General features: G+C 57.0%; 17 protein-coding genes. 9 read left to right on the forward strand and 8 right to left on the reverse strand.

What is annotated here, in order from left to right; all coding sequences use genetic code 11:
• Positions 1–73 precede the first annotated feature (73 nt).
• The 4 genes from G536_RS0105840 to G536_RS0105855 all read left to right on the forward strand — a co-directional run bounded on the left by G536_RS0105840 (position 74) and on the right by G536_RS0105855 (position 2,335).
• Positions 74–592 (forward strand): hypothetical protein, encoded by a 519-nt coding sequence (locus G536_RS0105840; protein ID WP_157530435.1) that lies wholly within the window; start codon positions 74–76, stop codon positions 590–592.
• Between the two features lie 97 nt (positions 593–689).
• Entirely contained in the window at positions 690–1,247 is a 558-nt protein-coding gene (locus G536_RS26480) for a YceI family protein (protein ID WP_022822653.1), read from the forward strand.
• A 170-nt stretch (positions 1,248–1,417) separates the two neighbouring features.
• Positions 1,418–1,759 carry a hypothetical protein gene (locus G536_RS0105850; RefSeq protein ID WP_022822654.1) on the forward strand — a complete coding sequence of 114 codons (342 nt, stop codon included), beginning with the start codon at positions 1,418–1,420 and terminating at the stop codon, positions 1,757–1,759.
• 243 nt (positions 1,760–2,002) lie between these two features.
• Positions 2,003–2,335 carry a hypothetical protein gene (locus G536_RS0105855; RefSeq protein ID WP_022822655.1) on the forward strand — a complete coding sequence of 111 codons (333 nt, stop codon included), beginning with the start codon at positions 2,003–2,005 and terminating at the stop codon, positions 2,333–2,335.
• A 75-nt stretch (positions 2,336–2,410) separates the two neighbouring features.
• Here G536_RS0105855 and ggt read toward each other — a convergent pair whose 3' ends face one another.
• Complete coding sequence (ggt, locus tag G536_RS0105860; RefSeq protein WP_026879869.1) at positions 2,411–4,000, reverse strand: gamma-glutamyltransferase; 1,590 nt, start codon at positions 3,998–4,000, stop codon at positions 2,411–2,413.
• 334 nt (positions 4,001–4,334) lie between these two features.
• On the opposite strand from ggt, the gene G536_RS0105870 reads away from it, so the two are divergent.
• The gene (locus G536_RS0105870) at positions 4,335–6,383 is read left to right on the forward strand and encodes an alpha amylase C-terminal domain-containing protein (RefSeq protein ID WP_022822658.1); all 2,049 of its coding nucleotides are present in this window, start codon (positions 4,335–4,337) and stop codon (positions 6,381–6,383) included.
• Between the two features lie 103 nt (positions 6,384–6,486).
• Here G536_RS0105870 and G536_RS0105875 read toward each other — a convergent pair whose 3' ends face one another.
• Both G536_RS0105875 and G536_RS0105880 read right to left on the reverse strand, forming a co-directional pair.
• Positions 6,487–6,960 carry a YdeI/OmpD-associated family protein gene (locus tag G536_RS0105875; RefSeq protein ID WP_022822659.1) on the reverse strand — a complete coding sequence of 158 codons (474 nt, stop codon included), beginning with the start codon at positions 6,958–6,960 and terminating at the stop codon, positions 6,487–6,489.
• 180 nt (positions 6,961–7,140) lie between these two features.
• Complete coding sequence (locus G536_RS0105880) at positions 7,141–8,163, reverse strand: glycosyltransferase (RefSeq protein WP_022822660.1); 1,023 nt, start codon at positions 8,161–8,163, stop codon at positions 7,141–7,143.
• A gap of 195 nt (positions 8,164–8,358) precedes the next feature.
• On the opposite strand from G536_RS0105880, the gene G536_RS26485 reads away from it, so the two are divergent.
• Complete coding sequence (locus G536_RS26485) at positions 8,359–10,794, forward strand: glycoside hydrolase family 31 protein (RefSeq protein WP_022822661.1); 2,436 nt, start codon at positions 8,359–8,361, stop codon at positions 10,792–10,794.
• Positions 10,795–10,898: 104 nt separating this feature from the next.
• Here the strand turns inward: G536_RS26485 and G536_RS0105890 are convergent, their stop codons facing one another.
• A complete protein-coding gene (locus G536_RS0105890) occupies positions 10,899–11,780 on the reverse strand; it encodes a hypothetical protein (RefSeq protein WP_026879872.1) in 882 nt (293 codons plus the stop codon).
• 258 nt (positions 11,781–12,038) lie between these two features.
• Between G536_RS0105890 and G536_RS0105895 the strand changes: the two genes are divergently transcribed.
• Together G536_RS0105895 and G536_RS0105900 are read left to right on the forward strand one after the other, a co-directional pair.
• Positions 12,039–13,022, forward strand: a complete 984-nt coding sequence (locus G536_RS0105895) for a fasciclin domain-containing protein (protein ID WP_026879873.1) — start codon at positions 12,039–12,041, stop codon at positions 13,020–13,022.
• Between the two features lie 251 nt (positions 13,023–13,273).
• Positions 13,274–14,770 (forward strand): alpha/beta hydrolase, encoded by a 1,497-nt coding sequence (locus G536_RS0105900; protein WP_169515048.1) that lies wholly within the window; start codon positions 13,274–13,276, stop codon positions 14,768–14,770.
• Positions 14,771–14,812: 42 nt separating this feature from the next.
• On the opposite strand, the gene G536_RS30390 is transcribed toward G536_RS0105900, so the two are convergent.
• The 4 genes from G536_RS30390 to G536_RS0105920 form a co-directional block, all read right to left on the reverse strand.
• Positions 14,813–15,955: an esterase/lipase family protein gene (locus G536_RS30390; protein ID WP_022822665.1), complete on the reverse strand. Its 1,143-nt coding sequence runs from the start codon at positions 15,953–15,955 to the stop codon at positions 14,813–14,815.
• A gap of 170 nt (positions 15,956–16,125) precedes the next feature.
• Positions 16,126–17,100, reverse strand: coding sequence for a T9SS type A sorting domain-containing protein (locus tag G536_RS0105910; protein ID WP_022822666.1), 975 nt, complete (start codon positions 17,098–17,100; stop codon positions 16,126–16,128).
• A gap of 153 nt (positions 17,101–17,253) precedes the next feature.
• Entirely contained in the window at positions 17,254–18,102 is an 849-nt protein-coding gene (locus G536_RS26495; RefSeq protein WP_022822667.1) for a rhomboid family intramembrane serine protease, read from the reverse strand.
• Between the two features lie 199 nt (positions 18,103–18,301).
• On the reverse strand, positions 18,302–19,141 hold the full coding sequence (locus G536_RS0105920; RefSeq protein ID WP_022822668.1) for a hypothetical protein: 840 nt from the start codon (positions 19,139–19,141) through the stop codon (positions 18,302–18,304).
• Positions 19,142–19,294: 153 nt separating this feature from the next.
• On the opposite strand from G536_RS0105920, the gene G536_RS0105925 reads away from it, so the two are divergent.
• Positions 19,295–19,600 carry a hypothetical protein gene (locus G536_RS0105925; protein WP_022822669.1) on the forward strand — a complete coding sequence of 102 codons (306 nt, stop codon included), beginning with the start codon at positions 19,295–19,297 and terminating at the stop codon, positions 19,598–19,600.
• Positions 19,601–19,681 lie beyond the last annotated feature (81 nt).

The following is a 19,681-nucleotide window of genomic DNA, read 5'->3' on the forward strand; positions in this document are numbered from 1 at the left end:
CCAATGGCGGATTCGGGGCGTTTGGGGTGTTTTGGACGGCCACCTTTGGGTCATACTTCAACCCGGTATGGCCATGAAAACACTTCTGCTATTTGCCACTCTGGTGGCAACCCCCGTTGCCCTGGTGCGGGCCCAAACTACCTCTGCCCCCTGGACCGACCACAGCCGGGTGCTGCCCGACAAGCTGCGGCAGGTGCCCGTTGGCATCACACTCTGGCACACGCCCAACCCGGTGTATCCGGAGCCTAACCCCGAGCAGCCAGGAGGCTACGTGTGGAAGCACAGCACTACGGTGCGCTCAGAAGTGGGGGAGCTGGAGGTAGTGGAGTGCGGCAGCTTTATCTGGTACAGCGCCGAAGGCTGGAAAGCCAATATGCACGAAACCCCTGCCGAATTTGCCGAGCTCTTCAACTGCCCCGGCGCTCTGCTCCGCGCTGGCCAGCCCTACACCTTCCAGAAAAACTACCGCTTCGCCGACAACGCCCAACGCCTCTACGGCGGGGATGCCCTCTGGTACATCTTGGCCAAAGACAAGGCCGGCAAACTGTACAAAGGCTTCGGTCTCATCGAAACCGAAGCCAAAGTGAAATAAGGAAGTGGCAGCTAAGCAGGTAGATAGGTGACAGATGTCAACCCTATTATACTCTGCCTGAGACCTACTTGCTCCCCTGTAACCTCAAATCAACGCCATGAAAATCATCCTTGCTTTCTTGCTGTTCCTAACGCTGGCCGCCGCGCAGCCAGCGCCCACCACTTACCAAGCTACCGCCACCACCAGCCGCCTCACCTGGACCGGCCACGCCGAAGCCGGCACCTGGGCTCCCACCGGCACCGTACAGCTCCTTCGCGGCGCCCTCATCTACGATGGCCGCACCCTGCGCAACGGCCGCTTCGAGTTCGATATGAGTACCATTCGGCATGAAGACGCCAAACTAACCGAGCACTTGCAGGGCGAAGATTTCTTTGATGCCAAGAAGTACCCCACCGCCGTATTTGTGCTACGTGAGGTGCGCGGCGGCACGGCTACCGGCCAACTCACGCTCAAGGGCATCACTAAGCCGGTGCAGTTCCCTGTGGTATTCGAGCAGCTACCCAATAACCGGTTGCGCTTGGCAGGCACCGCCACCATCGACCGTACGCAGTTTGGGGTGAATTATAATTCCAGTAGCTTCTTCCAGAACCTCGGTTCCTACGCTATCCGCAACAACTTTCAGCTGGCTTTCTCTTTGGAGGTAGTGAAGCTATGAGCCAGTGGGTTGCCTTTGTGCGTGCGCGACCAAGCAACAGTTTGCCACCACCGGCGCGGGTAGTCCGTTTCAGGTTAGTGGGTGGTGCCCTTGCTAGCTCTGGCAACGCCAGCCGGCTCGCTGGCGTACAGCCAGGTAGCTTTCCCGTTGTTTCCCAAACTTCCTGTACCATGAACCATAACGATCATATCGACCAAACCGTCCGCAATATGTACCACGCTTTCGAGCACCCCGGCACGCATCCCCTCGACTCCGGCCTTACCGCCATCGATGGCTGGATTACGTCACTCGACGGTATAGGGGGCTCGGCGCTAGCAGGGATACAAAGCGGATTGCGCACGCTACGAGGCCACATAGAGCGTGGCGACCGTCCGGCTGTTGCGGCTTCGCTTCAACAGCTCGGCCAGGAAACCTCAGTTATTGCTCGCGACCTACGCGGCGGCGACGGTGACCATCTGCGCCATCTGGGCCAGGCCCTGATAGTGGCTTCCGGCAATCTGAAGGCATCATAGGGAAAAGATGTTATTTTTCTGCTACTAAATAAGTAGTGTATAAGATTTGGGCTGGCTGGCTTCCGTACGGAGGCCAGCCAGTTCTTTTTCAAGCAGACTACAGTCCAGCAGGAGCAGTTATTTGCCATACCCGCGCGCAAGCAATATGTTTTCAAATGGCTTGTTTAAATAATTGATAATCAACATTAATGACTTAGCAGAGTAGTAGAGGTAGTCATATCTTTCCAACCAAACCACAATACCATGTCAGATTCATCCACTACCCAACTCGACGCTACTATTCAAGCCCTCAGCGGCGGTCTTAGCGGTGCTGCTCCTGCTGCTAGCGGCAACATTACCAGTTGGATTTCCACGCTGAACGGTGCCGGTAGCCCCGCCCTCAGCGCCATTGCTTCCGAGCTAGAAAACCTGCAAACTGCCATCAGCAGCGGCGACGGTTCCCAAATCAGCCAGTCGTTGCAAACGCTGGGCGAGCATACCACCAAGGCTGCCGCTAGCGCTACCCCCGATGCCAGCGCCAAACTCGAGCAGCTCGGCCAAACGCTTAGCTCGGCAGCCACTTCGCTGAAAGGCTAAGTAGTAGCTCCCGCTTACCAAAAAAGGCTCCCCCAGCAATTGGGGGAGCCTTTTTTATTGAAAATCTGATGTCTACTAGTATCCCGCGGCCTGGTCGTCGCCGCGCGGGTCGGCGCCGCCTTCCAGCTTGCCGTCGGGCAGCACCCGAATCACATCTACGCGGCCCCAGGTACTACGCGGGTGCAGCGTGTAGCCGCGGGCCCGGAGAGTATCTTGCGCGACCGGTAGCAGAGCACCTTCTTCTACCTCAATCTGGTCGGGGAGCCACTGGTGGTGCAGGCGTGGCGCAGCCACCGCCTGCTGGGCATTCATGCCGTACTCGAAGATGTTGAGGCTGGCTTGCAACACACTGGTAATGATGGTGGAACCGCCCGGCGTGCCTACTACTAAAGCTAGTTTGCCTTTGCGCGTGAAGATGGTAGGCGTCATCGAGGATAGCATGCGCTTGCCGGGCGCAATGGCATTGGCGGAGCCGCCTACCAACCCATAGGCGTTGGGCGTGCCAGGCTTGCTGCTGAAATCGTCCATCTCATTGTTGAGCAGAAAGCCCGCCCCCGCCACCACTACCTTACTGCCATAGGCGCCATTGAGAGTGGTGGTGCAACTCACCGCATTGCCAGCGGCATCCACAATATTATAATGCGTGGTCTGGTCTGATTCGTAGGCGGGTAGGCCGGCGCCGGCCGTTACCTGGGCGCTGGGCGTGGCGCGGTGCGGGAGGGTGGAGGCCATGCGCTGCTTGTTGTAGGGCTTATCGAGCAGTTGCGCTACTGGCACCTTCCCAAAATCCGGGTCGCCGAGGTAAGTGGCGCGGTCGGCGTACACGCGCCGCTGGGCTTCCGTTATCCAGTGTGTAGCCTGCGGCGAGTGCCAGCCCGCCTTGCCCAGGTTATAGGGCTCCAGCATTTCCAGCATTTGTAGCAGTGCTACCCCACCTGAGCTGGGCGGCGGAAATGCCAGCACATCGTAGCCGTGATACTGCCCGTGCAGGGGAGTGCGCCACCGGGGCTGGTAGCCGGCTAGGTCTTGCTTGGTAATGATGCCTTTGCCGCGCTGCATTTCCGCCACAATAAGGTCGGCAGTTTGGCCTTCGTAAAAACCCGCCGCGCCCTGGTCCCGGATGCGGCCAAGCGTAGCGGCTAGCTCAGGGTAAACAATAGTTTCGCCGGCCCGCCAAGTGGTTGGCTTCAAATAAGCACTGCGCGGGTTGAGCTTCGCAAAAGCGTCTTGCTGACTGTTCAATCCTGCGGCTTCCTTTTTCGTCAATAGCAAGCCCTTCGCCGCCAGGTCCACAGCGGGCTGTACTACTAGCTTCCAGGGTAGTTTGCCCAGCTTGCGGTGCAGTTCCTCCATGCCGGCCACGGTACCCGGCACGCCGGCTGCCAAGTGCCCCAGCGTGCTCAAGTCGGGTAGTACGTTGCCTTGCTTGTCGAGGTACATGTCGCGGGTGGCGGCGGCGGGGGCCGTTTCGCGGAAGTCCAGGGCGCCTTCAGTGCCATTGGCGGCGCGGTACAGCAAAAAGCCCCCGCCCCCAATGTTGCCGGCCGCGGGCAACGCCACTGCCAAGGCAAACTGCACCGCCACGGCCGCGTCGTAGGCGTTGCCGCCTTTCCGCAGAATGTCTACTCCAATGCGCGTAGCCTCCGGATGCGCTGACACGACCATGGCGGAGTTAGCCACAACGGGAATTGCCGCCGGGATGGGCGCAGCCAGTACAGGGGCACTGGTAATAGCGCCAGATGAGGGTTGGCTGGGGCTACAGGCTGGCAGCAAACCAGCGAAAGTCAGAAGAAGAAGAAGGCGGGACACGGGCTGAAGCGAATGGCGGGAAATAAAGGCAACAAACTACATATAAAATAAGGTATTCAGCCGAGTAATACCAGCATATAACCTATCATGTACTGGCTGCTACTGGGCATTCTGCGTAGGCTGGTGTTCAGCTTGCCCGAACGTTCGTATACCTTCCTATCTTTCCGGCTCACCCCTTACTCCCGCGCCCATGGCTCCTGATATGCCTATCCCGGCTCTGAAAACGCCCCATCTTCCGCTGGTGCAGCAAGACCCCTGGCTCACCCCTTACGAGCCTACGCTGCGCCGCCGCCTAGCTCGCCTTACCCAGCGCCTCGATGAAATAAAGGCTGGCTGGGGGTCTCTAAGTAAGTTTGCGAGCTTCCATCAGCAGATGGGTATGAACTACGACTCGCGCCGCCGCGGCTTCTGGTTCCGGGAGTGGGCCCCCGCCGCGCAGGCGCTTTCTCTTATCGGCGACTTCAATAACTGGGACCGGCAGACTACCCCACTGACGCGCAACGAAAACGGCGTGTGGGAGGTATTTTTGCCCGATAAAGAGTACAAAGACCGGCTCACGCATGGCAGCCGATTTAAGGTGCACGTGCAAACCGCGCACGGCGCTAAAGACCGGCTGCCGGCTACTTTGCACCGCGCCGTGCAGGACGAGCACACCCACGACTTCGCCGGCCAGCTTTGGCGGCCCGAAACGCCTTTTGTTTGGACCGACCAGAAGTTCCGCATCAGCAATTCGGTGAAAGAGCCGCTGATTTATGAGGCCCACGTAGGCATGGCCACCGAGGAATGGCGCGTGGGTACCTACCGCGAGTTTGCCGACAACGTGCTGCCCCGGATTCAGGCAGGCGGGTATAACTGCGTGCAGCTCATGGCGGTGATGGAGCACCCCTATTATGGCTCGTTCGGCTACCACGTGGCCAATTTCTTCGCGGCCAGTTCGCGCTTTGGTACGCCCGAAGACCTGAAATATCTAATCAATGAAGCTCACTTGCGTGGTATTGCCGTCCTGCTGGACATCGTGCATTCGCACGCCGTAAAAAACGAGGCCGAAGGCTTAGCTGACTTCGACGGTTCTGGCAACCAGTACTTCCACGCTGGCCCGCGCGGCAACCATCCCGGCTGGGATTCCAAACTCTTCAACTATGGCAAGCCCGAAGTACAGTGCTTTCTACTCAGCAACTTGCGCTACTGGCTGGAAGAGTACCACTTCGACGGTTTTCGTTTCGACGGGGTGACCAGCATGCTCTACCATCACCATGGCGAGGGTGTGGCTTTTGTGAGTTACGAGCAATATTTTGGGCCCGAAGCCGATGAGGATGCCATTCTGTACATGCAGCTGGCTACCACGCTAGTGCACGAAATCAAGAAAGGGGCCTTGCTGATTGCCGAGGACATGAGCGGCTTGCCCGGCCTGTGCCGACCCATTGCGGAGGGCGGTATCGGGTTCGACTACCGCTTGGGTATGGGCATTCCCGACTACTGGATTAAGCTGCTCAAGCACACCCCCGACGAAGCCTGGAACCTGCACGACTTATGGCACGTGCTGACCAACCGGCGGGCCGGCGAAAAAACGGTAGCTTACGCCGAAAGCCACGATCAAGCCCTGGTAGGTGATAAAACCCTTTCGCACTGGCTGCTCGACCGGGCCATCTACGAGCACATGCAAGCCGCCGACCCCGACCCGATTGCGGAACGGGGCATAGCCCTGCACAAGCTAATTCGGCTGCTCACATTGAGCTTAGGCGGCGAGGCGTACCTGAACTTCATCGGCAACGAGTTCGGCCACCCTGAATGGGTGGATTTCCCGCGCGAAGGCAACGACTGGAGCTACCAGTTTGCCCGCCGCCAGTGGAGCCTTGCCAACAACCCCGACCTGAAGTTTCAGCAGCTTCTAGCTTTCGACCACGCCCAGCTGGCGCTGGCCCGTAAGCATCACTTGCTAGCTAGCTCGGCCGCCCACCAACTCAACATCGACAGTACCAACCAGGTCCTTGTTTTCGAGCGGGGCGGCTTGCTGTTCGTCTTCAACTTCCACGTGTCGCGCAGTGTACCCGATTACCACTTCTTCGTGCCTAAGGCTGGCCGCTACCGTGTCCTGCTCAGCACCGATGCCCCCGAATTTGGTGGCCACAACCGTATTGATACCTCACTCACCTACGAAACCTTCGAGGAGGAAGGTCTGGAAAAGCTCAGCCTCTACGTAACCAACCGCACGGCCTTGGTGCTCACGCGAGTAGGATGAGGTGAGGTAGCGAACGGGTAAGTATAATGAGGTGGTGAGTTTAAGGTTCGATTGGCACTACTTGCGCAAGCCGAACCTTAAACTCACCACTTTGCATATTTTCCTACTTAAGTTTCTTGCTGGCTTCGGCGCCTTCCAGCACTTCTGTGATGCGGCGGGCACGGGCGTCGGGCTTTTTGGCGCGCTCCACCCATTGCACGTACTCGCGGCGGTAGGGGTAGGCCAACTGGTCGAACTTGGCGCGGAGGCCGGCCCGGTCCAGGGCGCGGGCCAGGTCATCCGGTACAGTGAAGCTGGGCTCATCGGTGTCGGGGGCCATGGTAACGTGTACCGAAAGCCCCCAGGTTTTGCCAATGGTGTTGCGCAACTGCTTGTTCACCAGCAATACGTGGTGGCCGTCTTCATCTAACGTTAGCGGCAGGCGGAATGGAAAGCCGTCGAGAGTGCCACGTACGTGCACCTGCCCGCGCTGCCCGAATACGTCTGGCACGTTGAAAGGCACAAAAAGAAACACGCCGCCATCCGTGGGATGCAGCTCCAACTCGGCATCAAAAACCTGTTCCTGAGAATCAGCCATAATAAATACAAGGTGTAAGGTGCGAAGCTTCACGCTCCGCAAAGGTAGTACCCTAGCGCGGGCCCGCAGGTACAGAAAAGACGGAGCATTCTTCGCCGCTATATTTCAAGCAAGACAAGCCACAAAAAAAGCAGCGCGGAATGGGTTCCGCGCTGCTTCTCCTCTTCGTCGAGTGGCTTGCTATGACACTTCGCCCAGCGCCGACAGAATAGTTTCGGCCAGCAGATCAGGGTCTTGGTTGGCGGCGCGGCTCAAGCGCCGTACGCGTTGCGGAGGCACTTCATATAATTCAATCACGCGCAGTGCTAAGTCGGAAGAGCTAGTCAGAATTAAGTCGGCGCGGCGCAGGGCCATGCGTTCCATCTCCATCACCCAGCCCCGGTCGGCGGGTGTATTGCGCTCCTGGGCCAAGCTATACACGTGCAACACCAGCGGTTTGCCGGTCAGTTGCCGTATCTCCATGCCCGCTAGCCACGACTGCCAGTCAGAAGCGTATATCACCGAAAAATCTTGGCTAGCGGCCAGCCGGGTAGCCAGCCGGGCGTACTGAATCACTCGGAAATTTAAGCCTGCTTCGTCGGACGGAAGGGCCTGCAACGCTGCCAGGGCCACATTCAGGATAGAATTGTGCACTGGCATCTCAGAAGAAGCAGGCGTTGGTTGCACCTCTTCTACGAAAGGCTGAGGCTCCAATTCCGGGGTGTAAGCAGTTGGTTCGCTTGGTGGAGTGGTGCTGTCACTGACGGTAGGGGCTTCCGACTCAACGAATGCCAAGTCGGCAGCTTCCTGTACGCCCAAGCTGCCTTCTTGCACCTCTTCTGCCGTAACGGCCGGCACAATGTAGGGGAGGTCTGAAGCTTCTTCCAAAGAGCCAATGTAGGGCGCCGCGGGTACGGTCAGGCCGTTGTCTTGGTCGTGGTTGGCACCCAAGTAAGGCGAGGCGGGCCACTGCCAGTTTTGCGAACGGTCAGTTTCCGGCTGCGGCTCCAGCAAAGCTAATTCTTCGGCGGTCAGGTTGGCCAAACCAGTGGTCTGCACCAAGCTGGATAAGTGCATCGGCTCAGAAAGCCGGGGCAGCAAAAGTGTGAGGTCGGCACGGGGAGCCAGGGCCTGGAGCAACGTAGGAGTTGGGGGTACTGCTTCGGTAGGGGCGGCGGGGCCATCCCAGCCCAGTAGTAACACCTTAAGCGGAGCTGTTTTCATATGGGGGGTAAGATAGAGCGGATTTATCCAATAACTGCACTGGTGAGCTCAACAGGACAATTAAAACGCCGGATGGTCAATGTTAGGCAAATTTCGTGGGATTCATTTTTACCTTTACAGGCTCAATAGGAGTATTCTTGGTATATCCGGAATACATTCGCTTGTTTGCTTCTTCTCTGCACTGCTGCACTTTATATGAACGATAATAGTTTCGAAGGCCAGAATTACATGGTAAACGACCTGGCCGCGAAAGCGAAACAGGAATTTTACCCCGGTCAAGTTGTTGCCAGCCACCAGGAAGGCACCGACTTTCTCTTCCGTTGTGACAATGGAGTGCAATTACGGCTTGAAGTCATTACCGACAAAGTGCTGCGCTTCCGATTTGCCACCGAAAACGGTTTCGCTCCTGATTTTAGTTACGCTTTTCCAGAAGGAGTGCCTTCCCGGCAGGAATTGGTGTTCCTGGAGTTCCGCGAAAAAGAAGACCACTACCGTATCACCACTAACCGCCTCATTTGCACTATTGCCAAAGAGGGCCTGAAAACGCGGGTGCTCAACCGCTCTGGCGTAGTGCTGATGCAGGATGATAAAGGCTTCCACTGGGAGTACGACTATGACTCCGGCAACGATATCGTGAAGATGAGTAAGCAGGTGCAAAGCGGCGTCTGCTACTATGGCCTCGGCGACAAGCCCGAGAACATGAACCTACGTGGCCGGCGCTTCACCAACTGGGGTACCGATACCTACGGCTACGTGAAAGGCTCCGACCCGCTCTACAAGAACATTCCGTTCTACCTGGAATTGCAGCAGCGCTTAGCCCACGGCATCTTTTTCGACAATTCGTTTAAGGCGCACTTCGATTTTGCGGCCGAGCGCGCCGACGTCACTAGTTTCTGGTCGCAGGGCGGCGAGATGAACTACTACTTCATCTACGGCCCCTCACTCACCGAAGTAACCCAAGAGTATACCCGCCTGACCTGCCCGCCTGAGCTGCCGCCCTTGTGGGCCTTGGGCTACCACCAGTGCAAGTGGAGCTATTACCCTGAAAGCAACGTGAAAGCCATCGCCCAAGGCTTCCGCGACCGGCAGATTCCGTGCGACGCCCTGTACCTCGACATCGACTATATGGATGGGTACCGCTGCTTCACCTGGAGCCCCACGCACTTCCCGGAGCCCAAGCGCATGGTGCAGGAACTGGCCGCCGATGGTTTCAAAACCATCGTTATCATCGACCCCGGCATCAAGATTGACCCCGAGTACCCAGTGTACACCGAAGGACTGGCCAACGACTACTTCTGCCGCCGCGCCGATGGCCCGTTGATGAAGGGCTCGGTGTGGCCCGGCCTATGCAACTTCCCCGATTACACCCGCCCCGAAGTGCGGGAGTGGTGGGCGGGCCTGTTCAAGGGGCTGATTCAGGAAGACGGCGTGAAGGGGGTGTGGAACGACATGAACGAGCCGGCTGTGTTCGAGAAAGGTACCTTCCCCGATGATGTGCGCTTCCACTACGACGGCCACCCGACCTCACACAAGAAGGCCCACAACATCTACGGCATGCAAATGGCACGGGCCACGGCGGCGGGCGTCAAGCAGTTCAGTTTCCCTAACCGGCCGTTCAGCATCACGCGTAGCTCCTACGCAGGTGGCCAGCGCTATTCCTCCGCCTGGACCGGCGACAACATTGCTTCCTGGGAACACCTGTGGTTGGCCAATATTCAGTGCCAGCGCCTGAGTATCAGTGGCTTCAGCTTCGTCGGTTCCGATATTGGTGGCTTTATTGATACGCCCGACGCCGAGCTGTACGTGCGCTGGGTAGCGCTGGGGGCCTTCCACCCGTTCTTCCGTACCCACAGCTCCGGCGACCACGGCGACCAAGAGCCTTGGAGCTTTGGCGAAGAAGCCGCGGCCTTGGCCAAGAGCTTCATCGAGCTGCGCTACCGGCTACTGCCTTACATGTACACCACCTTCTGGCAGTATGTGCAGCAAGGCACGCCCATGCTGCGCCCGCTCACCTTCCTCGACCAGAACGACACCGAAACCTACCTGCGCATGGCCGAATTCGGCCTCGGCGACCACCTGCTGGTATGCCCCATCACGCAGGCCGGCGTAGACGGCCGCTGGATGTACTTGCCCCGCGGCGACTGGTTCTACTACTACACCGATGAGCCCAAATCGGGTGGCGCGGAAGTGTGGGCCACCGCTGGCCTCGACCGGATTCCGCTATTCGTGCGGGCTGGAGCGGTACTGCCGTTCTACCCGGTGCAGCAGTATGTGGGCGAGAAGGTTATCGAAGAAGTAACCTTGCACGTGTACTACAAAGCTGGCCAGGAAAGCAGCGTGCTGTATGACGACGGCGGTGAAGGCTACGGCTACCTCGAAGGACACCAAACCACCCGCCGCTTCACCGTGGTCGGTACCGACAAAGGCCTGCTGCTCCAGCAAACTATTGAGGGCGAGTACCAACCTAGCTTTACGCGCTACCGCGTGGTACTGCACGGCCTCCCATTCGGGGCGACGGCCTACAGCACCGATGGCCAGCCGTCCGAAGCCGAGGAAGTAACGCTGGAAACAGGCCTTACACTGCCGAGCGTGGTGGTGTCAGCTAGTTTTGGGGAACTGGTTATTGGCTAATGATATGTTGGTCAAGCATTAAAAAGGCCCGCCACTTACAAGTGGCGGGCCTTTTTAATGCTTGATGTTGGAAATGTAAGTTGGTGACGTGATGATTGGTTGTGCTAAAAATTGTACGCTACCCCGCCTGAAAGGCCTGTGGATTTACCTACGTTACGGCCGCTCACATATGTTGTGGCACCTAATGAAAGGCCGAAGCCTTTAGCCAATGGCCGGAAGGCACTTACCCCAAGGCGGACGTAATTAACACGGGTAGCCGGGAAGAAGCCTGTGAAACCGGGTTGCAGAATATCGGTGCCACTCTTATCGGAGTGCTGAATGGAAGCCAACGCATCCACGTACAACTTCGGGCCAGCGTAACCAACTTTAGTTTCTGCTACAAAGGCGTTAGGAGCACTATTGTCACGCACGCTATAGCCTGCCTGTCCTGTGAAGAACACCCCGGATACTGTTTTGAGGTGGGCCACGCCCGACACATTAGCTTTTTTAGAGTGATTACCAATGGCAATAATATACCCCAAGCCCGTCTTGGATTGATAGTCGCTAACTGGAACGCTACCTCCAACTACCCCCAAAATATCCAGTACGTTGGTGCCTAACTCACGGCTCAGCAACTTGGCTTTAAGCAGCACGGTTACGTCCTGCAAGCCCGCCCGGCGGTTGGTGTAGTTCTGGTCCTGCAACACCCGCTCGTCGGCGCTGCCCTTCGACTCGATATAAGGCAGACTGACCACTGCATCTAGCTTGTCGGTGATGCCGTAGTTGGCGTACAAGTTGATAGATGTTATCCGTACCTCATTGAAAATAGGTACTTTATCAATTTTAGCTGGGGCCAGATACACACTGCTGTAGCGCTCGACGGTGCTTGATACTACCACTGAGCCATGGCCCTTGCCTGCCATAAAGCCACTCACCAAGCTTTGTGCCTGGGCCATTGATACTCCGCCTAAACTGGCTAACGAGAATAGAATGAAGGAACGGTACATGTGTTGCATAAATACTAGCTAGAGAAACAAAGTTAAACGAACTTATCAAGAAATTATTCAAATATAATACCTTCGTAGAAATGTTCTTGTGCTTTGTTGAGGTTAGTGTAGGAAAGCTACGCAAACATTAGGTTGTCGGATTTGTGTCCGGGTAAATCCGGACCGGATTTTATTTCGTTGTTATCCTGTTCATCCATGTAGCAATGAAAAAAATGTTTTACTATTTGTTGTAAATTTCTGTTTAAAAGTGAGTTATACATGAAAAAGAACGTACAAATTTTGTGCTGCTACTTCGCATTGAGCGTCGGAGTATTAGCAAGCTGTAGTAAAGAAGAAGCCCCCGATCCTACAATTGCCAGTATTGCGGTTTCTAATCCTGATTTTCAGATATTGGAGGATGCCGCTATAAGAGGGGAGGTAGCAGGAATTTTATCTAATAAAAATCCTAATGATCCGCAAGGCGCTGGTAACTTCACCGTATTTGCTCCCAACAATGCTGCCTTTGCTCGCCTTGGGCTAAACTCAGCTTCGGATTTGCTCACGTTGCAGAAGCCGTTCCTTACCAGCACGCTGCTGTATCACGTAGCCAATGGAACCCTAGCCGGCAGCAGTTTGCAAACTGGTTCGACGTCTGTTTCGGCCCTCGGTCCGGTGCGCCGTATTAGTAAGAAAGGCAATGATTTATATGTGAACGGCTCTAAGATTCTGGCCACCGATGTACAGGCCGCCAACGGTACTATTCACGTCATCGATAAGGTTCTGCTAGCTACGGGCGGGAACGTGGTAGAGTCGGCGCTGGCACTAAAAGATGCCCAGGTGTTCACAAGTCCTGAGTTATCTTTTCTAGTGGAGGCAGTGCTGTATTGCGAGTTGCAGGGGCCCCTTTCTACCACTCCTAATATCACCGTATTTGCGCCCACCGACAAGGCTTTCAAAGAGTTAGGTGTTGCGCTGGGTGTGCCACTCAACGTGCCCGCTGATATTCGTAAGCTTCCCAAGGCAACCGTAACGGCCGTACTCCTGAACCACGTACTGGCTAATGGAGCCAAATTCACCCCCGAGTTGCCCGAAAACACTACCGTTAGCTCTCTGGGTGGCACTCCAGTGCAGATTGGTGTCTTCGCCAACGGAACCCTAACGGTGAAAGGCAGCAGCAATACTGTCCCGGCCAACATGGTGATTCCCGACGTGCAGGCCACGAACGGCATTGTTCACGTTATCGACCGGGTACTGCTACCATAGCACGCCTTTATATTAGGCGGTGATAATGCTAAGCTCATCGGTTTTTTGGTGGCTTCCAGCGAAATGGCCGCTTACTACAGTTGAGCAACACCTTACTTGCAGCGTCTTTAGCTTCAGCCCACTTACTCGGCGAGTAGGTGGGCTGGATTGTAACTGGCCCGCATAAGTGGCTTGTAGTTTCCATATTTCTGGTCATGAAAAAAATGGTTTCCGGCTCTGCATGGGGCTGGGTCTTGCTGTTCCTCGTCGGCTTGTCTATACGCACTCAGGCGCAGGCGCCTGCCAAGCGCTATTCGTTGGAAGGGCAGTGGCGCGGCGCGCTAACGGTGCCGGGCGGGAGCCTGCCTCTGATGATTACCGTAACCGAACTGGCTGATGGCAACCGATTTGCCGTTCTAGATGTGCCCATGCAGCGCGTCAATCGGGAGCCCATGGCGGTGACACCCCGCGGTGATACGCTCACGTTTGAAGCTGAGCGTGCTGGTTGCCGCTTCGTTGGTCACCGCTCGGCTGATGGGCAGCAGTTACTGGGGGTGTGGCAGCAAACGGGCTATTCTGCGCCACTCACGCTGTTGTTTGTTCCGCCAGCTACTACTGTGGCTCCTAAAACCTTCAAGTTTCCGCCACCTTACCGGGTAGAAGAAGTAAGCCTGCCTAATACTGCTGACCACTTGCGCCTAACCGGTACGCTTACTATTCCGGCCGGTGAAGGACCCTTCCCAACGGCACTATTATTATCTGACTTCGATACGCAAACCCGCGACGCTGTGTATAGTGATTATGCACTAGCAGGTGGCTTGGCTGACTTTCTAACTCGTCGGGGCATTGCTGTCCTGCGCCTCGATGACCGAGGGGCAGGGCAATCAGAAGGCGATTCGACGACGGTAACTACCACGGAGCGGCTGCGCGACGCCCAAGCGGCTTTAAGCTTTCTACGCACCCGGCCGCTGATTGATGTTGCGCACGTAGGTATTGTGGGGCACGGCGAAGGGGGCAACATTGGCCTGCTGGCCGCTGCCCAGCCGCTGCCCCCCGCATTTGTTGTGACGCTGGCAGCGGCAGGTCTGTCGGGCCGCGAGCTATTAGCCGAGCAGCGCCCTTCCTTGCTGCTGCGCTCCGGTGTGGCCGATACGGCGCTACTCGGCTGGGCTCGTCGGCAGGAGCAGGGCCGCGAGGTGGCACGTCGCCAAGCCGACAAGCTGCGCGCTGCTGGTTCCAACGCAGCCCAGGTGGAAACGTATCTGGAGCAGCAGCGCATGCGCCAGAAGGGCGAGGATCGGAAGCGGACCGATGCGCTTCGTAAGCGGCGGCGCGCTATGCTAGAAATTGTGCGGCAAACAACCGATAATAGCCAAGCGCAGGCTATTGTGGCCAACATGATTCAGCAAGACAATCCTAATATGCCACTCGCAGAGGTGCACAACGCCGCCGTACGGCTTACCTCGCCCTGGTACCGGCAGTATCTGAATTTCGACCCACAGGCTGCGTTGTCTGGTGTGCGTGCTCCCGTACTGCTGCTGCACGGCACCGGTGATGATATAGCTGATGCACAAGGCAACCTGGATTTGTTAGCCAAGGGCCTCAAAGGCAATAAGCTGGTTACAACGCAGAAGCTTGAGGGTATAAACCATTTGTTCCAGGCTCCGACCACTGAATGGCCGCTCATCAATGGCCAACCCCGCCCGGTAATGGCTCCTGCCGCGCTGGAGCAGATTCAATCCTGGATTAAAGCCCGCACCAAAGAATAAGGATGATGATGAAAAGGGACATAAGGTACTAAATGTCCTCTCTCACTTATCACCTGCCACTTGGTTGCGCAGATATTGATATACTTCGGGGTTGCTGAGCAGCGTACCGTGGTGCAGCTTAGGAAATACACGGGTGCTGATTTGCTGCTCTGGTGGGAGGGCTGGGTCGCCGAATACGCGCCCTAGGGCACTGCCGGCCCCCACCAAACCGTCGCCAAAATAATCGTGTAGAGCTGAGTTGGCTGATTTCAATAGGGAGCCAACCAGCACATGATACCGTACGCCGGGTAGGGGCGGTACCAGCGTACGGGGCGGAAACAGGTCGTTGGCGTGTGGGTCTTGCCAATCCTCATCTACCAGAATAGCGTGCCGCAGGTCTTTGATGCCGTTGCTACGCTTATCAATCAGGCCACTGATAAACCGGGTGGGCCGAAGGTTGATTTTGCGCAGCACTACCGATGTGAAGTGGCTGTTCTGCTCCAGAAACGACCCGTCGTTGGGTACCCCAATCAGAAACACGTTGCGCAGGTGCGGCAACCAGCCACTTACTTCCGAAGAAGCGTTGCTTGCTGAACCGGCTGCTGCTTGGCGCGCTGCATAGTAGCCTGCACTCCGAGCAACAAGCCCCCCCATGCTGTGGCCGACCAAGGTCAGGTCGCCGATGACCTGGGGAAAAGTTGCCAAAAGCTCCGTAAGTAGGGCGTGGAACTGCTGGCCATTTTCTGAGATATGCAAGCCGGTATTGTAGCGCAGATACAGACAGATGGCGCCGGTATCTTGCTGTAGGCGTGGGCCATAGCGCCATCCATCCGGCGAGCCAGCCTGCCAAATAACTTCGTCGCCCATAAGGCCGTGCAAAAATACCACTGTGCTGCGCGGGCGCCCTTCCGGGGTGGGCTGCAAGTTGAGCGAGGCTACTGCTACATCGGCAGCGTGGCGGCGGAAGCTCATCTGAATGGCGCGCCGGTCGTGTCGCTCGGCTAACTGGTCGCCGAAAGCTCCGTTGAGAATGGGGAGTGTGAAATGTCGGTTGGCCTGGCCGGTGCGGTATAGGTAGTCGGCTGCATTGAATGGGGCCGCAGCAGCCCGGCTCATCACCGCTGCCGCCCGCTGCCAGCGCGAAGGCTGCTTATCGGGTTGTGAATCGGCGGCGTTGGCATCGGGAATAGGCAGGTCGTCGGTCACAGCACACAATGGAGTTACGAGTAATTGGCAGCGCTAAACGGCATAAGATACGTGGTGGCTGGCAATCAGTAGCCCCACATGAAGCAACAACAAGCCACAACAAAAAAGCTCCCGCTGCCAGTAATGCCGGCAGCAGGAGCTTCTGCAAATCCATGTCGAGCACCAGCGGTTTACTTGACCAGCAGCTTACGAGTTACTGGGCCTTCTGGCGTGCTCAGATTTAGTAAATAGGCTCCAGCGGGCAGGCCTTTCAGCTCTAGGGGCCGGCCGGCTGCTAGGCTGGTTGGCGCCGCCACCGCAGACCGTACAACGCGGCCGGTGGCATCGGTAATGCTGTAGGCGGCCGTGGCTACGGCTGGGTTGCTGAGGGAGGCCAGCCGAAATTCACCGGAAGCGCTAGGGTTGGGGTACACGGTGAGAGCCGCCGCCAAGGCGGGGTTCTGGTTGGATGCTACCACGCCGTTCATTGTCACATCGTCAACGGTGAGGATGGTGCCTGCTGTACGAACTTCGCCTAGGCCCGAAACGAAGCCAATATGCACAGAATCAGGAGCTATAGATGACCGATACGTGAGTGGTATAGTAGCCAAGGTATAGGTGGCGGCTGGTTGCAAACGCAATTCGCCACTGGCAACGGTTTGCAGCACGCCGCCTATTGTGCGCGTGAGCGAAACCAAGGCATAAGCGGAGTCTGCTAAAGCATTTGTACCAGTAAGTTTGTAGTAGAACTGCATGCTAGCTGCCCGTGTCGTGAAAGGCAAGCCACCTACGGTACTGATTGCCCGATCTTCTAGGACATCAATGGCCTCGTTAGCCGATACTGTTCCTACTACTACACCACCAGGTATTGGCCCAAGCAACCCGCTGAGAAGAAGGTCTGTTTTGGTTTCCATTTTGGCAGCAAAAGCCCCATTACGGCTACCAGCATCTTTAGAAGTAGTAAGCGTCGAATAAAGAGCCCCGAAAAGTGGGTTCGATTTAATGGCCTCATCAATAGTGGTCCAGTTCTGAGGAACCTCAAGGCCAGTGCGCGTCACCCAAGTGTCGAAAGTGCCGTTGGGTACGGTGGCTACCTGGGCAGAGGAGGGGGTTGCAGTCAGCAAGCTCATAGCCGCTGCTACCAGGGTGAGTAGGGTTGTTTTCATGGATAGAAAGGAGTAGTTGGAAGGAAAAGAGGCCTTATTTTGGCGCAAATGGTTCTCTCACGCCACAGTGTATAGAGGACGTAAGATTGTTATTGGTTGTATTACAGTAGGATAAATTTAGGTATTTATATGTTGCGACTACTTAATACAGTCTCATTTAAAGGAAGTAGAGCCTTTTCGGCTCGTAGTCAGTGCGGCTAGCAAGCCTACTATAAAGCCCGTGAGCAAGCCCCCGAAGTGCGCAGCATTGTCGGTAGTGGGGCCCTCCAGCCCGCTCACTAGGCTACCCAGCGCGAAGTACAGCAGCAGCCCAATAATGCTGGCTCGTTCTTGTCGGCTTCGGAAATAGGTGCGGGTCAGCAGCAACGCCAGCAGCAGCCCATACAGCCCAAAAATAGCTCCCGAAGCTCCCACCGAGTTGCCGCCGCGCGCCAGGTGCCACCACCAACTAGCCACACTGCCCCCAATGCCGCTTACTACATACGCCAGCACCCACAGCCAGCGGCCCACCTTGGCCTCGGCCAATATGCCCAACAGCAGCAGCGCACTCAAGTTGAGCAGCAAATGCGCAGGACCACCGTGCAGAAACATGCTAGTAAACAGCCGCCACGGCTGGGTGGAAATCAGCGGTGAATAGTTGGAGCCCCAAGCCACCAGCGCGGCGCTAGAAGGTGCCCAAAGGTCAACGCCACTCAGTCCCATCAGCAGGAACACCAGCAGATTGGTCAGCAGCAGCAGCGGGGTAACTACATAGCCCGGCCGCGGCCACAGCATGCTTCGCACCACCTGCCCCAGCCGCCGCCAGCCGCTGCTGCTAGGTTCGGCTATGGAGCCAGTAGGTCCGGTAACTGGTTGGGGTAGCTCCGCCGGAATCAGGCCGCGGCGCTGAAGTTCCCGCACGGCGGCATTGGCAACGGCGGCTGAATAACGGGCCCCGTGCTGGGCCAGAAACAACAGCTCCGCGTCGGTTTTTTCAGAGAAAGGGTTGGGAGAAACGGCCATGCGTGGGGCAGGGGAAAGAAACCGGACCACCCAGGTGGCAACGCCGTCTAGTATCCGGCAGCGGTTCTCACAATTCCTAGCCCAAAAAAACACCGCTTGGGTTGCTAGCCACAGAACGGGCAACCCAGGCGGTATAGCTGACGGCTTGGCGTATAGTGCTACCTGTCCTCAGTGGGCTACCTGCCCGTTTGTCAGACCTCTAAAACCGCATTTGTTGCATCTGCCTTCTTTGTTCCTCGCGGCTGAGCAACGATTCGCGCATGTGAGTGGCGGAGTCGCGCAAGTTGAGAATGCTCGGGTCAAGGATGGGCTGGTCGTTTTGGGCGTGGCGGGCCACTTCTTGAAGTGCCTGAATGCGCAGGTAGGCCGCACGGCGCATTAGGTTTATGCGCTCGGCTAGTACTGGCGTCAGGCTATGGTCGTATACCAGCGCTTTGGTTAGGCGGCGCCAGGTTTCTATCACCACCGGTGCTTGGTTAGCTAGCACGGCGTCCGTGGCTTTGCCGTTGAGCTTACCGAACAGGTACCCAGACTGATTTTCGGCATCCCAATAGCGTGTAGCCAATATCCGGTACCGGCGAGTAGAGGCCGTGTCGGCGGTGCGCTCGGCCACCGTCAGCTGGCGCATCTCTTGGGCAATTTGGGTGCGGGTCAAGGAATCGAAAGTGGGAATGAGGTGGGTTTCTACGGTTTCCAGCACAATGGGCTTTTCCTCAACTGGGCGCACGGCTACAGTTTGCGCGGCCTTGCTTTGCATGTTGTTCCAATACAGAATGCTACCCATCAGCAGTACAACAAGCAGCCCCACCCACGGGGCCGGCCGCTGCCAGAATGCCGGTTCCGCTACGTCCTCGTCGGTACGCGGGTGGTGCGGGCGGGGCACGGGTGTTGCTGGCTCTGGGCTGATGCCGCGGCGGCGAAGCTCCTGTAAAGCAGCCACAATCAGGTCGGGATGGTAGAGACTAGGATTTTGCGCCAGAAAGAGCAGTTGCGCATCGGTTTTATTGGTGAGAGAGTTAGAGGAGGATAAGTCGGGCATAGCAGCACTGAAGACGGATATAACGGAGTTGCCTTCCAAGGTCAGCAAAAGCCCTCATACTACCATGCCCCATCAGCCAACGCGGCGGGCTGCGCCGCGTATAGCCTTTACTTGCCCTCTCTCCCGCATCCACTCACCGAACCAAATACTGCTATGGACAAGCCCACCGAAAAACCTATCGACGCCAGCAACTTACCCGAAGCCAGCAACTCCCAGCCCGAGCAGCGCCAGCCCGAAGGCCGCCAAGCTCCCGGCGACTCCGATACTGGTAACAACGCCGACGATAACTCAGGCAGCGGCGGCACCGAGGGCGGCCAAGAAATCAAAGGCGCCCGAGTTCGGTCAGGGGCACCCAATTACGATGCCCCCGGCAACGCCCAAGACGGCGACGTAGGAGGAAATTCTACCAGCGCGGGTACCGGCGTATCGGGTGGCGAAATTGGTCAGGTCAACCTGTAAGCTAAGCGGATAAATGGATGGTTGAAGGTCAGCCATCCTCCTTATCCTTGCTTGAGTTGTCTTTCTTATCTATCATCCGCT

The organism is Hymenobacter norwichensis DSM 15439, assembly GCF_000420705.1.
Lineage (GTDB): Bacteria > Bacteroidota > Bacteroidia > Cytophagales > Hymenobacteraceae > Hymenobacter > Hymenobacter norwichensis.